Consider the following 13,955-nt stretch of genomic DNA (forward strand, 5'->3'; position numbering starts at 1 on the left):
AACCTGCCGTTGCATGAGTAACGATCTTTTAGGCAAGAGCGCTCTGGTCACGGGGGCCAGCCGGGGCATCGGCAAGGCGGTGGCGGCGGAACTGCTCGGCCGCGGCGCGAACGTGCTGATCGTCGCGCGCAAGAAGGACCCGCTGGAAGAGACCGCCGCGGAGCTGCGCGCGCTCGGTCACCAGGGCGAGGTCGTCGCGCTCGCGGGAAACGCGGGAAACGCGGAGGATCGAGCGGCGGCGATCGAGCGGATGATGGCCGAATTCGGTTCGGTGGACGTGCTGATCAACAACACCGGCATCAACCCCGTGTTCGGCTCGTTGATGGACGCCGATCTGGACGCGGTGCGCAAGATCTTCGACGTGAACGTGGTCGCGGCGCTCGGCTTCATCCAGGAGGCGTTCAAGGCGTGGATGGGTGAACACGGTGGCGCGGTGGTCAATGTCGCCAGCGTCGCGGGTATCCGCTCGTCCGGCGTGATCGCCGCGTACGGGGCGTCGAAGGCCGCGCTGATCCGGTTGACCGACGAATTGGCTTGGCAACTCGGCCCGAAGATCCGGGTGAACGCGGTCGCGCCGGGCGTGATCAAGACGAAGTTCGCCGACGCGCTGTACTCCGCCGACGAGGAGCGGGCGGCGAGCATGTATCCGATGAAGCGGCTCGGCACGCCGGAGGATGTGGCGCGGCTGATCGGGTTCCTGGTCTCGGACGAGGCGGCCTGGATCACCGGTGAGACCGTGCGGGTGGACGGCGGCTTGCTGTCCACGGGTGGTATCTGAGGCTGCCGAAACGACCATGGCCGTTCGGGATTCGCCAAGCGGCGTGCGCGTTGACGTCATTGTCTGCGGCCTCGGACCGGCGGGCAGGGCGCTGGCGCACCGATGCCTCGCACGCGGACTTTCCGTCCTCGCCGTCGATCCGGTACCGGATCGGCTGTGGTCGGCGACCTACGCGGCATGGGGCGACGAGTTGCCCGGATGGCTGGACCCGGTGGCCGTGGCGGCCACGGTCGAACAGCCGACGGCCTGGGGAACGCGCGCTCACCGAATCGACCGGCGGTACGTCGTGTTCGATACGGCACGCCTACAGGCGTCGCTGACGCTGACCGGTGCCGAGGTGATCGCCGAACGCGCGGTGGGCCTTACGTCCGAGACGGTGACGCTGGCCTCTGGTCGGACGCTGAGGGCGCAACGGGTCATCGACGCACGAGGCATCGCGCGCTCCCCCGCACTGGCCGAGCAGACGGCGTACGGGCTCGTCCTCGATGAGCGGCAGGGCGCCGGGATCGAGCCGCTGTTCATGGACTGGCGGACGGACAACGGCGCACCCGCCGACGCGCCGCGCTCGTTTCTCTACGCAGTGCCGCTCGGCGGCGGCGCGATGCTGCTGGAGGAAACCTGCCTGGCGGGGCGGCCGGCGCTCGACGGCACCGCGTTGCGTGACCGGCTGCATCACCGATTGCGGTCCCGCGGAATCGAATTCACCGGTGACGAACGGATCGAGCGAGTGCGTTTTCCGGTCGAGGGTGGCCGACCGGGGCGAACCACCTTCGGCGCGGCAGGTGGGTTCGCTCATCCGGCCACCGGTTACAGCGTGGCCGCCTCCCTTGCCGCCGCCGACCTGGTCGCGGCGGGAGCACCGGCGTGGCCGATATCGGCGCGCGCCGTGTACCGCCTCCGCGCGGCGGGCTTGCGTGCACTGCTGGCGCTCCCGTCCGCCGATATCCCCGTGTTTTTCGACGCTTTTTTCACCCTGCCGGCCGATTCGCAACGCGCTTATCTCTCGGGGCGGACCGACCTCGGTGGCACCGTGACCGCGATGCGGCGGCTTTTCACCGCACTCCAGCCCCCACCGCGTCGGCGCGTCGCGGCCGCGACACTCTGGATTCCGATTCGCTCGCGTATTCGAATGCCTTCCGCCATCATGGAGGTATGAGGTCGATCTGGAAGGGCTCGATCGCATTCGGGCTGGTTAACGTCCCGGTCAAGGTCTACACCGCGACCGAGGACCACGACATCCGATTCCATCAGGTGCACGCCAAGGATGGAGGTCGGATCAAATACGACCGTGTCTGCACGGTGTGCGGCAAGTCCGTGCAGTACGCCGATATCGATAAGGCGTACGAATCACCCGACGGCGACAAGGTCATTTTGACCGACGAGGACTTCGCCAAACTGCCCGCCGCCGAGAAGCACGAAATCCCGGTGCTGCAATTCGTCCCGTCCGAGCAGATCGACCCGATCCTGTTCGACAAGAGCTATTACCTCGAGCCCGACTCCAGCACACCCAAGGCGTACGTGCTGCTCGCGACCACGCTGGAGCGCATCGATCGCACCGCGCTCGTGCACTTCACGCTGCGGCAGAAGACCAGGCTGGCGGCGCTGCGAGTGCGCGACGGAATGCTGGTGCTGCAAACGCTGCTGTGGCCGGACGAGGTGCGCGAGGTCGACTTCGAATCCCTCGACGGGGTCGCCGAGCCGCGCCCACAGGAAGTCAAGATGGCCGAGACGCTGGTCGAGACCATGTCGGATGATTTCGACCCGGACCAGTTCACCGACGAGTACCAGATCGAACTCAAGCGCCTGCTGGACGAGGCAATCGCCAGTGGCACCGGCAAGGTGCCCGAACAGCCGGAGGCCGCGCCCGCCGAGATGGACGCGGAGGTGGTCGACCTGGTCGCCGCGCTGCAACGCAGTCTGGAAGCCAGCGGTCGCCGCGCCTCCGGCGGCGACGACAACGGCAAAGCCGCACCGGCCAAGAAGACGGCGAAAAAGGCCCCCGCCAAGAAGACCGCCGTTAAGGCCGCCGCAAAACCGGCGAAGAAGGCTGCCAAGAAGACCGCCACGCGCAAGGGCGCGTGAGGGAGGGAACGCTTCCAGCTGGCAAACTGTCGGCATGGATTCTGCCGTTGTGATCGTCCCGATGGGTCTCGGCCACTTGCGCCAGGTCCTCGACCTCGGTCACGAAGTCTTCGACGTCACCGCCAAGCCGTACACCTCGTGGTCGCTGACCTCGGTAGCCGAGCACCTCGACAGCCCCGACAACGCGTGCTGGGTCGCCCTCGATTCCGACCGAGTGGTCGGTTTCGTGCTCGGATCCATGGAATTCGAGAACCGGGACGACTGGGCCTACCTCGAATGGATCGCGGTCGCGCCGGACATGCAGGGCCACGGCATCGCCCGGCGGCTGGTGGATGTCTGCTCGGAGGCGCTGTTCGCGCGCGGTGCCCGGCGCATCGTCACCGATGTAGAAGACCGCAACGCCGCCTCGACAGCCTTGATGACGCGCAGCGGATTCACCCCTGCCGCCACGGTGACACTGTTCGTCCGGCCGAATCCCGATGATCCCGATCCGGAGGCCCAGCTGACCCCAGCGGCCATCGCGCCCGGCACCAAGCGGGCGCTGATCCGCAGGGGCCGCCTGGCCGGTGACAACCGGATGGCCCGCTGATCTCAGAACATGCCGTTCGGGATCCGGTCCTCGTCCGGCACCGGCTGCGCCGCATGCCAGTGCTCGGTGATCACGCCGTCGATCAGCCGCCAGATATCGATGACGGCAATGCCGCGCGGGTTATCCCGCGGAATCAGGTGGTAGTGCACGACGACGTAATCGTCGTCGGCGATCACTCGTTTGATGTCGAGCCGCGCTGACGCGACCGGGGAGTTCTCGGTGAATTCTAGGAAAGCGTCTCTGCCGGAGGGGTTTCCGGGGACGTGCTCGATAAAGTTCTCGTGCAGCAGCGCGCGCATTGCGTCGAGGCCGCCTTCGGCGAATTCCGCGAGGCCGTGCACGACGAGGTTCTTGTTGCGAGTAGCGAGGGTTTCGGTCATGCGGCCACCGTCGCAGTCGTGGTCGCGGACTGTCGATTACCAGGCATGTAATGGCCGCTTGCCGGGTACGCGGCAATACTGGTCGGGTGGATCACGATCATCGTCCGGTGGGTGAGCTGCTGCGGGAGTGGCGGTTGCGGTGCGGGCTGAGCCAGCTCGAGCTGTCCATTCAGGCCGACATCTCGACCAGGCATGTGAGTTTCGTCGAGACGGGGCGAACCATTCCGAGCGCGGCGATGGTCGAGCGGTTCGCCGAGCAGCTGAATATTCCACTGCGCGAACGCAATCGGTTGTTGGTCGCGGCCGGGCACGCGCCCGTCTACCGGGAACGGGCACCGGACGATCCGGAGTTGACCCGGGCACGTGCCGCCGTCCGGCGGGTGCTCGATGTGCACGAGCCCTATCCCGCGCTGGCCGTTGATCGGCGGTGGAATCTGTTGTTCGCGAATGCGGCCACGCGTGTCTTCTTCGACGGGGTCGACCCGGCGCTGCTGCGAACACCGACCAATATGATGCGGATCGGGTTGCATCCCAACGGGTTCGCGCGACGCCTGCGCAACCTGGACCAGGTGCGCGGGTTCCTGTTGCCGCGCCTGGCTCGCCAAGCCGCACAGACCGGTGATCCCGACCTGCGCGCCCTGTACGACGAGTTGAGCTCGTACTACCCTGCGGCCGAATCGATTCCGATTGACGCCGCGGAGGTCGCACTGCCGATCCGGATTCGGCACGGTGACACCGATCTGTGCTTCTTCAACACGATCACCACGTTCGGTGCACCCTTCGACATCACCCTCGACGAGATCGCCGTCGAAGCCTACTTTCCCTCCGACGCAACGACTTCGGACTACTTACACGCACTTGCTCGGGAGACCGCGGCTGAGCCGACTGCAGTCGAGGGGTAGCTCAGGCCGCTGCCGCGCGTCCTTGCTCGAAGAATGCCAGCAGGCTCGCCACCGTGTTCACTTCTTCGCGCGGACGCAATGCCCCGAACGCGGCATTCCAGAACTTCCCGGTGCGCGGCGTCCACGGACCGACGTAGGCGTACGGCCCGGGATGATCCGCATCCCCCGGCGACACTCCGTAATTCACCTCGCCTGCCGCGCTGGACAGATCGAAATGTTCCGGCCACAACACCGGTGTGGTGTCCGGGGCCAAACATCGTAACGCCTTGTCTCCCAGTGCGAACCACGCACCGATCTGCTGCGCCGCGCCAGGATCGATGTCGATCTCGCGAGCCGGATCGACCCCCGTGGTGTCCTTGTACAACCCCTTCGGCGCCGCCGCCTCGAACCCCGCCGCCTTCCCGACGTCCCGATAGGTCCCGCGCAACGGCGCCCGCCCCTCCGGCCACACCAACTCGGTTCCCACCACCGAAACGGGCCACCGCACACCCCCGAACCCGCGATGCACGACCCGTAACCGAATCGTCCCGTACTGCCGATACTGCGGCCCCGCACCAACAGCTCCGCCGCCGCATGCAGTCCCACCCGCGATCGCATGTAGGTCTGCTCGTCCACACCGGAATCATTGCCGGTGTGGACGCCACCCGCAGGAATTTCGACTACTACTAGCCGTCTACCTCGGGAATCACGATCCCGAAGTGCGCCACGATGGCGCTGACGCCGCGCTTCAACCCCGACACGTCATGCTTCAACTCGGCCACGTCATGCTTCAACTCGGCCACGTCATGCTTCAACTCGGCCACGTCTTGCTGCAAAGCGGAGACGTCCCGTTTCAGTCCTGACACATCTCGCTTGACCGCCGTGAATTCGTCGCGGACCTCCTGCTTGAAGACTCCCATCTCGTGCTTGAAGGTCCCCATCTCTTGCTTGAAGACCCCCATCTCGTGCTTAAAGGTCCCCATCTCCTGCTTGAAGGTCCCCATCTCCTGCTTGAAGGCCCCCATCTCCTGCTTGAAGACCCCCATCTCCTGCTTGAAGACCCCCATCTCCTGCCTGAAGGCCCCCATTTCCAACCGGAACACCCCGAAGTCCTCCCGGACCTCCCAGACCTCCTGCTGGATCCCCCGCACCACCCGGCGGATCTTCTTCACCTTCCTGTTCGTCTGGAAGATCGCGTCCTCGTACGCGCGCCGGTCCTCGTCCAGCACCCCGTATTTGGTCTCCAAACTGGTCACCCGCACCTCCAGTGCTTGCAGCGTCGCTGACATGTAGAGCCCCCTGTCACCTCGAATGAAGGCCCCAGTGTAGAGCCGGGCACCGCCACGAACACCAGGAAATTTGGGCGAAAATTACCTCGCAGACCGGCTTGCCGACGACCCGCCGACGCGGCCCGACCGCAACCGCATACGACCGCCGCAGCGGGAGGCTGCGCGGGTGCCCTCGGCGTCCCTGAGAGGAACTACTTGCGAAACCTGGCTTCCAGTTCGACCGCCGTGGCCTGTAGGTCCGCCGGATCATTGGTCTTGAAGATGCCTTGGTATCCGGTCTCGGCCCGGACCGCGGCCTCGACGTCCGGATCGTGGTACAGCTGGGCCAGTTTCAGCAATGTCGGGTTGTCTTTGTCCGCAGCGCGGGCGGCGAAGATGTTGATGTACTGCTTCAGTTCCGGCCGTTCCGGATCGTCGGTGTAGATGGTCTCGTTAGCGGTCAACCCGGCGGGCCTGGCGAAGGTGTCGTCGACGAAGGCGGCGTCGACGCTGCCGAGGGATTGCGCGGTCAGCGTCGGGTCGATGGTGGTCAGCCGCACTTTCGAGGCGTCGGCGTCCACGTCCTCGAGCTTCGAATCCCAACTGGCGCCGCCTTTCAGCACGATCAGCCCGGCCGCGGCCAAGCTCAGCAGCGGACGCACCTGGTTGGCCGGGTTATTGCTCAACGTGATCTGGCCACCCCGGGGAATGTCGGCGACCGACTTGTGCTTACGCGAGTACAAGGCCAGCGGGAAGATTTCCGTCGCGCCGATCGGCACCAGCGTGTCGTTGTTGCGCGCGTTGTAGTTGGCCAGGTACCGCACGTGCTGGAACTTGTTGAGATCGATGCGACGTTGCGCCAGTGCGGGATTGGGCTGGTTGTAGTCGGTGAAGTTGACGAACTCCACGGTGATGCCCTGAGCTGCGGCCTTCTTCTTGTACACATCCCAGTGCGGCAGTGCGAGATCGTTCACACCGATGCGGATGGCGTCGTCGCGGTGTTCCGCACCACAGGAAACGGCGGTGACGGTGAGCGCGGACAGGATCGGAATCAGCAGTAGCCGGTGCATCAAGCGCATTGCGAGCAAACTAGACGACCGTCCAGGTTTTGCACAGGGTTTCGCTCACCACAATTCGAACCGTTGTCGCACCGGTTGCCGGATCGCTTGGATTACCGGGTTCATATTGCGACAAGCATTTCGGGAGCACGAGTGAAATTCCATCGGGTACTGGCGATCCCGGTCCTGGTAGCCACCGCGGCCCTCACCCTGACGGCGTGCGGTTCCGACGACAAGGCATCCTCCGACACGGTAGTGCGGATCGGCACCACCGACAAGGACAAAGCCTGGGACGTCTTCGAGCAGCGGGCCAAGGACAAGGGCATCACGCTGAAGATCACCAACTTCTCCGATTACAAGCAACCGAATCTCGCGCTGTCGCAGCGGCAGATCGACGTGAATCTCTTTCAGCACCTGCAGTTTCTAGGTGCCTACAACGTCGCCAACAACGACACCCTGACCCCGATCGGCTCCACCTACATCGTGCCGCTCGGCCTGTACTCCAAGAAGCACAAGGCGGTCGCCGACATTCCACAGGGTGCGGAGATCGCGATCCCGAACGATCCGACCAACCAGGCGCGGGCCCTGTTCGTGCTGCAGGGGGCGGGCCTGCTGAAGTTGTCCTCGGATACCAACGCCCCCTCCCCCGCTGACATCGACAAGGGCGCGTCCAAGGTCCGGGTGACCCCGGTCGACGCGGCGCAGACCGCACTCTCGCTCGCCTCGGTGGACGGCTCGATGATCAACAACACCTTCCTCGACCGCTCCGGCATCGACCCCAATTCGGCGCTGTACAAGGATGATCCGAACAACCCGGCGGCCGAGCCGTACATCAACACACTGGTGACCAGGGCCGAGGACAAGAACGATCCGAAGTTGCTGCAGTTGGTCGAGCTCTGGCACGACCCGGAGGTACAGCGGGCGCACAGCGAGGTAACCAAGGGCACCGCCGTCGAGGTGCGGCGCACCGGCCCGGAGTTGGAACAGATCCTGCAGCGGGTGCAGCAGACCATCCGCGACGGCAAGTGAGCGAGCAGCCACCTGCGGTCGAGTTCCGTTCGGTCACCAAGGTTTTCGGCAACGGCAAGGATGCCCACGTCGCACTCGACAGTATCGATCTGCGGATCGAGCAGGGCGAAATCTTCGGCGTGATCGGCTATTCCGGTGCGGGCAAGAGCACGCTGGTCCGGTTGATCAACGCGTTGGAGAAGCCGACCAGCGGCACCGTCGAGGTCTCCGGCACACCCATCACCGGGGTGCGGGAGGCCGAGGTGCGGCGGCTGCGCCGGGACATCGGGATGGTGTTCCAGCAGTTCAACCTGTTCCGCTCAAGGACGGCCGCAGGCAATGTCGAGTATCCGTTGAAGGTGGCGGGCTGGAAGCGAGCCGAACGCAAGGCACGGGTCGCGGAGTTGCTGGAGTTCGTCGGGCTCTCCGACAAGGCTCGCAGTTATCCCGATCAGCTGTCCGGGGGTCAGAAGCAGCGGGTCGGCATCGCGCGTGCCCTGGCGACCTCGCCGTCGCTGCTGCTCGCGGACGAGTCGACATCGGCACTGGACCCGGAGACCACCGGCGAGGTGCTGCGGCTGTTGAAGAAGATCAACCGCGAACTCGGCGTCACCATCGTAGTGATCACCCATGAGATGGATGTCATCCGCGCGGTGGCCGACCGAGTCGCGGTGCTCGCGGCGGGCCGAATCGTCGAACTCGCCAGCACCTTCGAGGTTTTCGCCACCCCACAGGCGGCGTCGACGCGGTCGTTCGTGGAAACCGTGCTGCACAATCGGCCCTCCGAGAACGAACTGCGCAGGCTGACCGAACTACACGGCGGCAGGCTCGTCACGGTGGACATCGATGATCGGCGCGGGATCGGGGCGGCGCTGGCCATGGCGGCGCACGCCGACGTCCGCTTCGAGGTGGTCTACGGCGGGGTCAGCACCTTGCAGGACAAGACATTCGGCAGCGTCACCCTGGCACTGCATGGCGCGGACGACGCGATCGACAAGGTGATCGACGAGCTCGAGCATCCGCCGCTGCCTGGTCGCAGTTCGCTCGAACAGACCAGCACGGGCTGAAAGGGGTACCGATGCATACGGATTGGGACAAACTCCGGCCGGTCTTGAACGAGGCGATCGGCACCACCATCTATCTGGTGCTGCTCACTTTCGTGGTCGGCGGACTGATCGGGCTGTTCCTCGGCACCATGCTCTACACCACCCGCAAGGGCGGGCTGCTGGCGAACGCGCCGATCAACCTGTTGCTCAACGTGATCGTGAACGTGGTGCGGCCGATCCCGTTCATTATTCTGCTCGCCGCACTGGGACCGGTGACGTTGGAGGTGGTCGGCACCACCATCGGCACGGAGGCCGCGGCGTTCGTCATGATCGTGGCGGCGTCGTTCGGCATCGCCCGGATCGTGGAGCAGAACCTGGTGACCGTCGACCCCGGCGTCATCGAGGCGGCGAGGGCGGTCGGCGCGGGCCCGCTGCGAATCATCTTGACCCTGTTGATCCCCGAAGCACTCGGCCCCTTGGTGCTCGGCTACACCTTCGTGGTGATCGCGATCGTCGACATGTCTGCCATGGCGGGCACCGTCGGCGGCGGCGGGCTGGGCGATTTCGCGCTGGTCTACGGCTATCAGCGGTTCGACTGGCAGGTCACCCTGGTGGCCACGTTGATCATCATCGCAGGCGTGCAGGGCATCCAGTTCTTCGGGAACTGGTTGGCCCGAAAAGTATTGCGCCGGTAGCGACCGTCACGCTCCGCTATGGCACCGCACCCGTCGACGAAACGGACGATGATCTCGCAGTTCGAGCCGCCCTTGCGGCGGCAGGTCGCAAGGGCGTCGACATCGGATTCCGCCCAGTTCGGGTAGTTGAATGCCACTGCGGTGGGCGCGTCGGTCGAATCTACCGAGATCGCGCGCGAGCCATAGTAGGAGCCGTCCGGGCCGGGTTCGGCGTCGGCCTGCCCAGTACCCGCGACGACGAAAGCGACTGCCGCCGAGGCGAAGATGGCGATGGTTCCCCGGCCGGGTGAGTACTTCATGGCTCGCCTACTCGGGAGTGCAAGCCGAGTGCAGGATCTCGGCGGACTTGGGTGCCGAGCTGCCGAAGTTCGGGAATGGTGGCGCCAGCGGTCCGAGGTTGGCGATGGCCGCCCGTTCCGCCTCGGCACGGGTGCTGCCGGTGCCGACGGCCCAGTTGCCGTCCGAGGTCGCCGAGACGGCGCCGCACCCATCGGCGAAGCGCACGACGACGAAGCAGTCCCAGCTGCCGCACTCGGCGAGGGCGTCGGTATCCGACTCCGCCCAGCTCGGGTAGTTCCACGCCGCGCCGGTCGCACCGGACTTGGAGTTCAGTGCGATCGAGCCGTAGTACCGGCCGTCCGCACCCGGCTCGGCGTGTGCGGCGCCCGCTGCGACCAGGGTGGCGGCGGATGATGCGACCACGCACATGACGGCCTTGCGCGACAAAGACATTGTGATCTCCCCGAGAAAAGAAATGTTTCCGGGTCAGATCATGGTACACCGCATCCGAATTGTCCAAACAGTATTGATTCGCTAGTCCGCATGAAACCTACTGGTACACAGAGTCTTTCGAAACGAAACTGTCAGATTTCAACCCGACGATGGGCGGTGAAGGGATCGTGACGAGGTCAGCTCGCGTTCTTGGTGCACGAGGACAGCACGACACTCGCCGCCCGCGGCGATGCGCTGCCGAGGTCGGGGAACGGTGGCGCACTCTCGCCGAGCTTGCCGACCGCCAACCGCTCCGCGTCCTCCCGCGACGGCGCCGAGTCGGCCGCGAACCTGCCGTCGGCACCCCGCGCGACAGCCGCACAACCATCGGAGAACCGCACCACGATCTGACAGTCGTAGACGCCGCAGTCCCGGATCGCCGCCGCGTCCGCCGCCACCCAGGTGGGGTGATCGGTGGCCTCGACCACCTTTCCGGTACCGGGCGAAATTGCCAGCGTCCCATAGTATTTGCTTGCCGCAGCGGCCGAACCCGCCCCCATGATGGTGAGTGCCGCGGTGGATGTCAGAGCCGCACCGAGCGCGGCCCTACCTAGAAGTGACACGATGGCCCTCCCCGTTCAAAGAAGTAACGCGGAGCTGATCATCGCCGAGCGGTGCCTGTTATGTCCAGTATTTGTTTGCGGCCCAGTGGGTTCCGATGTTGCACCGACCTCCAGGCCACGCCGCACAATGGCCGACGAGGCCGCCCGCGCTCAGTTCCCGGGCTGCTTCCGCAGGTCTTCTTCCCGGTAACGACAACCGGTCAGTCCAGTGATAGTGGCGGCCTTGCGGGTGCCGATTTTGATCTCGTTACCGTGGTCGGGCGAGTGCAGCACTATGTCGTGGTGTCCGGGCGTGTCCGCGCGAACGGTGAGCGCTGTAATGCCGCTCCGGGCGGCGATGTCGCGCGCAACCTTCAGTACCTCGGGCCACTGGGTGTCGCTGATCGGCACCGACGACACAAGCGAGTCGGTGGTCATCGAAACACCGTCGGTCTCGAGATACGGCGAGGGGCAGCCGAGGGTGCCTTGCCCGCGATTGACCTCGGTACGCCAGTCGAGTTCAGGCGCAACGGTTTTGGCTCCGTCGGCGATCTGCCGGATCGTCGCCGCGAGTTCTCGTTCAGTGGCTTCCACGGACGGCAGCTCGCGCATCTTGGCCTCGGCGTGCGCGATGTCCTCCTTGGGCACCGGGCTGTTGGGGTCCTTCAAGCTGTCTCCACATCCACTCAGGACCGCCGCTGCGACGATCGATACAAATATTCGGACGGCTGTCTGCTTCCTCATGTCAGCGCACCGCCAGTTCCGGTAGTCCAGCGATGATCACTGCCATGTTGTATCCGGCGGTGCGCAGTGTGCCGTCAGCACTCGGCCGCGGGTACTCGCTGTGCCCGTTGGAGTCTTCGCGATGTACGCCGTCTTTCGTCGTGGCCTCAGCGACGGAGAGTTGCTCCAGCTTCGTGGTCACGGGGTCGGGACCGAACGTGCCGAAGCCGTCCGCCAAGGTGATCGGGTCGTCGGGTGCCCGCATCACGTAGCCGCGGCCCTGTGGCAGGCCGAGATCCGGCTCGTCGTTGGCGTTGATACCGGGTGACCCGTAGAAAACAGCATCGTCGACGGGTTGGCCTCTGCCGGAATCCTGTAATGCCAGCGCCGTCGTATAGGACCCGTAGGAGTGGCCCAACGCCGTGATGTGCGGATCCGGTTTGTTCGATGCCACATCCAGACCTTCGAAGAAGTTCGCCAGCTTGGGTGCGCCGTCTTTGGCTCGATCGGCGCTCGCCGCCTCCGGCCCGATTTCCGGCGGAGGTTCATATCCGAGCCAAGCGATCGACGCCACCCTTTGTCCAGGACGGCCCTCTTCGTTCAGTTGGAATTTCGCCTCTCGCTGCAGCGCCTCCGCCTCGCGTGTCATCCCGTCCAACGACTGCACGGTCGTCGAAACACCCGGGACGGCGACCGAGACGTGGTCAGCATTGTCGGGATCACCGACGGCAACCGCGGCCATCCCCTTGTCCCCGGTCTGCATGTCCAGCAACAGCAGGCGTGCGCCGGTGTCCGGGTTGGCCGGATCGAGCGGGCGGTCCTTCAGGATCTGGTCGATCGAGTCGAGATCCTTCAGCTTCGCCTCGACCCGGGCCAGTTCCGCTTTCTCCTCGCCATACGGATCCGGTGCGTTCGGATACCGCGACCCGGCGGGCGCGTCCTTCAACTTCTCCTGCAGCGCGTCGCGTTCCTGCGTCAACCGAGTCCGCTCGTCGTCGATACGGTTGACGTTCGCTTCGTGCCGCGCCATCGACGGTATCCCGTCCCGGTTACCAACCCACTCGGGATGCTGTTCGATGACCTCGCGACGCTGCCGCTCGTCCATTGCATCCCAGTATTCCTTGTTCTGTTGCGGTGTCCCGTTCTCCGGCGGCGCGGGGGCGGTCAATCCGCCTTGCGACGCGCCGGCCGCGGAGGCCGCGGCAATGTCGGTAGCGCCCTTGTCGTCGATCTGACCGTCGGCGGCTTTGTTCAGGACCGCCGCAGCGTCCGCGTCGATGTCGTCGGCCTGGCGCATCACCGCGTGCACGGCGTCCTGTAGTTCCAGCCGCAAGGCCTCTACCGACGCCGCGTCGGGCGCGTTCGGCGCGTCGGCGATCGTGACGTGCCCGGCGTCCCAGATTTCGAGTCCGTTCGCCGCGGCGGTCTGTTCGATCGTGGCCAGGGTTTCCTTGAGGTGCTTGACGGCTTCCCTGGTCTGCTTCGCCAATTCTCGGACGGCGCCGAGCGCGGCGGCTTCATCGATCAATTGGTCGGCGGTGACGGTGAACCTGCGCCTCGCCGAATTCGCGGAATCACCCGCCCAACCCGGGAGTTTGCCGATGTCCGCCAGCTGGTTGGTGACATCTTCGACCGTGGTGATGCGGCGAGACAGCGAGGTCTCGAGCATCTCCAAAGCGAGCTCATTCCACCAGCGAATGTCCGGTAGCAGCATCGACCAGCTCCCCCACAGAGTCAGAACTCCTTAGCGACTATAGGTATCGTAGCGAACGACCACAGCGATTCCGTGCACACAGGGGGCATCCATGGCTGATTCCGTATCGATCGATCCGGAAGTCCTTCGCGGCGCGGCCGGTCGACTCGATCTGCTGTACAACGACGCGGGTGCGACCCTGCGAGCCACCGACCAAGCGATCGCCAACAGCCGCGACGGCTGGAAAGAAGCGTCGTCGAGCGCCTTCACCCGGTTCACCACCTACCTCGACACCCGCCGAACCACGCTGCAACAAAACCTGGCCGAACTCTCGGAATCGCTCACCACCACAGCGAACACCCTCCAGTCCCAGGACCAATCCCGAGCCACCACAACCAACCAGCTGACCCAATCCAGCCTCAACCTCTGAACACTCAGCCC

The 13,955-nt window shown here is 65.2% G+C and carries 18 protein-coding genes; 9 read left to right on the forward strand and 9 right to left on the reverse strand.

The window, feature by feature from the left end; translation table 11 throughout:
- Nucleotides 1-13 precede the first annotated feature (13 nt).
- The 4 genes from ACFK0J_RS25565 to ACFK0J_RS25580 are packed head-to-tail and all read left to right on the forward strand — an operon-like array spanning nucleotide 14 to nucleotide 3,449.
- Nucleotides 14-778 (forward strand): SDR family oxidoreductase, encoded by a 765-nt coding sequence (locus ACFK0J_RS25565; RefSeq protein ID WP_378731454.1) that lies wholly within the window; start codon nucleotides 14-16, stop codon nucleotides 776-778.
- 16 nt (nucleotides 779-794) lie between these two features.
- On the forward strand, nucleotides 795-1,934 hold the full coding sequence (locus ACFK0J_RS25570; protein ID WP_378743009.1) for a lycopene cyclase family protein: 1,140 nt from the start codon (nucleotides 795-797) through the stop codon (nucleotides 1,932-1,934).
- The gene (locus ACFK0J_RS25575; RefSeq protein ID WP_378731456.1) at nucleotides 1,931-2,860 is read left to right on the forward strand and encodes a Ku protein; all 930 of its coding nucleotides are present in this window, start codon (nucleotides 1,931-1,933) and stop codon (nucleotides 2,858-2,860) included. Before ACFK0J_RS25570 ends, ACFK0J_RS25575 begins: the two co-directional genes overlap by 4 nt.
- A 34-nt stretch (nucleotides 2,861-2,894) precedes the next feature.
- Complete coding sequence (locus ACFK0J_RS25580) at nucleotides 2,895-3,449, forward strand: GNAT family N-acetyltransferase (protein WP_218470043.1); 555 nt, start codon at nucleotides 2,895-2,897, stop codon at nucleotides 3,447-3,449.
- A 2-nt stretch (nucleotides 3,450-3,451) separates the two neighbouring features.
- Here the strand turns inward: ACFK0J_RS25580 and ACFK0J_RS25585 are convergent, their stop codons facing one another.
- A complete protein-coding gene (locus tag ACFK0J_RS25585) occupies nucleotides 3,452-3,829 on the reverse strand; it encodes a nuclear transport factor 2 family protein (protein WP_378731458.1) in 378 nt (125 codons plus the stop codon).
- An 86-nt stretch (nucleotides 3,830-3,915) separates the two neighbouring features.
- On the opposite strand from ACFK0J_RS25585, the gene ACFK0J_RS25590 reads away from it, so the two are divergent.
- Nucleotides 3,916-4,731 (forward strand): helix-turn-helix domain-containing protein, encoded by an 816-nt coding sequence (locus ACFK0J_RS25590; RefSeq protein WP_378731460.1) that lies wholly within the window; start codon nucleotides 3,916-3,918, stop codon nucleotides 4,729-4,731.
- Nucleotide 4,732: 1 nt separating this feature from the next.
- On the opposite strand, the gene ACFK0J_RS25595 is transcribed toward ACFK0J_RS25590, so the two are convergent.
- The 3 genes from ACFK0J_RS25595 to ACFK0J_RS25605 form a co-directional block, all read right to left on the reverse strand.
- On the reverse strand, nucleotides 4,733-5,218 hold the full coding sequence (locus ACFK0J_RS25595) for a hypothetical protein (RefSeq protein WP_378731462.1): 486 nt from the start codon (nucleotides 5,216-5,218) through the stop codon (nucleotides 4,733-4,735).
- A gap of 178 nt (nucleotides 5,219-5,396) precedes the next feature.
- Nucleotides 5,397-5,999 (reverse strand): hypothetical protein, encoded by a 603-nt coding sequence (locus ACFK0J_RS25600; RefSeq protein WP_378731464.1) that lies wholly within the window; start codon nucleotides 5,997-5,999, stop codon nucleotides 5,397-5,399.
- A 191-nt stretch (nucleotides 6,000-6,190) separates the two neighbouring features.
- Nucleotides 6,191-7,057 (reverse strand): MetQ/NlpA family ABC transporter substrate-binding protein, encoded by an 867-nt coding sequence (locus ACFK0J_RS25605; RefSeq protein ID WP_378731466.1) that lies wholly within the window; start codon nucleotides 7,055-7,057, stop codon nucleotides 6,191-6,193.
- A gap of 132 nt (nucleotides 7,058-7,189) precedes the next feature.
- Between ACFK0J_RS25605 and ACFK0J_RS25610 the strand changes: the two genes are divergently transcribed.
- The 3 genes from ACFK0J_RS25610 to ACFK0J_RS25620 are packed head-to-tail and all read left to right on the forward strand — an operon-like array spanning nucleotide 7,190 to nucleotide 9,785.
- A complete protein-coding gene (locus tag ACFK0J_RS25610) occupies nucleotides 7,190-8,065 on the forward strand; it encodes a MetQ/NlpA family ABC transporter substrate-binding protein (protein ID WP_378731468.1) in 876 nt (291 codons plus the stop codon).
- On the forward strand, nucleotides 8,062-9,111 hold the full coding sequence (locus tag ACFK0J_RS25615) for a methionine ABC transporter ATP-binding protein (protein WP_378731471.1): 1,050 nt from the start codon (nucleotides 8,062-8,064) through the stop codon (nucleotides 9,109-9,111). Before ACFK0J_RS25610 ends, ACFK0J_RS25615 begins: the two co-directional genes overlap by 4 nt.
- A gap of 11 nt (nucleotides 9,112-9,122) precedes the next feature.
- Nucleotides 9,123-9,785 carry a methionine ABC transporter permease gene (locus ACFK0J_RS25620; RefSeq protein WP_218470050.1) on the forward strand — a complete coding sequence of 221 codons (663 nt, stop codon included), beginning with the start codon at nucleotides 9,123-9,125 and terminating at the stop codon, nucleotides 9,783-9,785.
- On the opposite strand, the gene ACFK0J_RS25625 is transcribed toward ACFK0J_RS25620, so the two are convergent.
- The 5 genes from ACFK0J_RS25625 to ACFK0J_RS25645 all read right to left on the reverse strand — a co-directional run bounded on the left by ACFK0J_RS25625 (nucleotide 9,674) and on the right by ACFK0J_RS25645 (nucleotide 13,535).
- A complete protein-coding gene (locus tag ACFK0J_RS25625; RefSeq protein ID WP_378731475.1) occupies nucleotides 9,674-10,084 on the reverse strand; it encodes a DUF4189 domain-containing protein in 411 nt (136 codons plus the stop codon). The genes ACFK0J_RS25620 and ACFK0J_RS25625 overlap by 112 nt on opposite strands.
- Nucleotides 10,085-10,091: 7 nt before the next feature.
- The gene (locus ACFK0J_RS25630) at nucleotides 10,092-10,517 is read right to left on the reverse strand and encodes a DUF4189 domain-containing protein (RefSeq protein WP_378731477.1); all 426 of its coding nucleotides are present in this window, start codon (nucleotides 10,515-10,517) and stop codon (nucleotides 10,092-10,094) included.
- Between the two features lie 176 nt (nucleotides 10,518-10,693).
- A complete protein-coding gene (locus tag ACFK0J_RS25635) occupies nucleotides 10,694-11,119 on the reverse strand; it encodes a DUF4189 domain-containing protein (protein WP_378731479.1) in 426 nt (141 codons plus the stop codon).
- Nucleotides 11,120-11,269: 150 nt separating this feature from the next.
- Complete coding sequence (locus ACFK0J_RS25640) at nucleotides 11,270-11,767, reverse strand: LppA family lipoprotein (RefSeq protein ID WP_378731481.1); 498 nt, start codon at nucleotides 11,765-11,767, stop codon at nucleotides 11,270-11,272.
- A gap of 76 nt (nucleotides 11,768-11,843) precedes the next feature.
- Entirely contained in the window at nucleotides 11,844-13,535 is a 1,692-nt protein-coding gene (locus ACFK0J_RS25645; protein ID WP_378731484.1) for an alpha/beta hydrolase, read from the reverse strand.
- A gap of 91 nt (nucleotides 13,536-13,626) precedes the next feature.
- On the opposite strand from ACFK0J_RS25645, the gene ACFK0J_RS25650 reads away from it, so the two are divergent.
- Nucleotides 13,627-13,944: a WXG100 family type VII secretion target gene (locus tag ACFK0J_RS25650; protein ID WP_378731486.1), complete on the forward strand. Its 318-nt coding sequence runs from the start codon at nucleotides 13,627-13,629 to the stop codon at nucleotides 13,942-13,944.
- The last annotated feature ends 11 nt before the right edge of the window (nucleotides 13,945-13,955 follow it).

It is taken from the genome of Nocardia brasiliensis, from assembly GCF_042691675.1.
Taxonomy (GTDB): domain Bacteria; phylum Actinomycetota; class Actinomycetes; order Mycobacteriales; family Mycobacteriaceae; genus Nocardia; species Nocardia brasiliensis_D.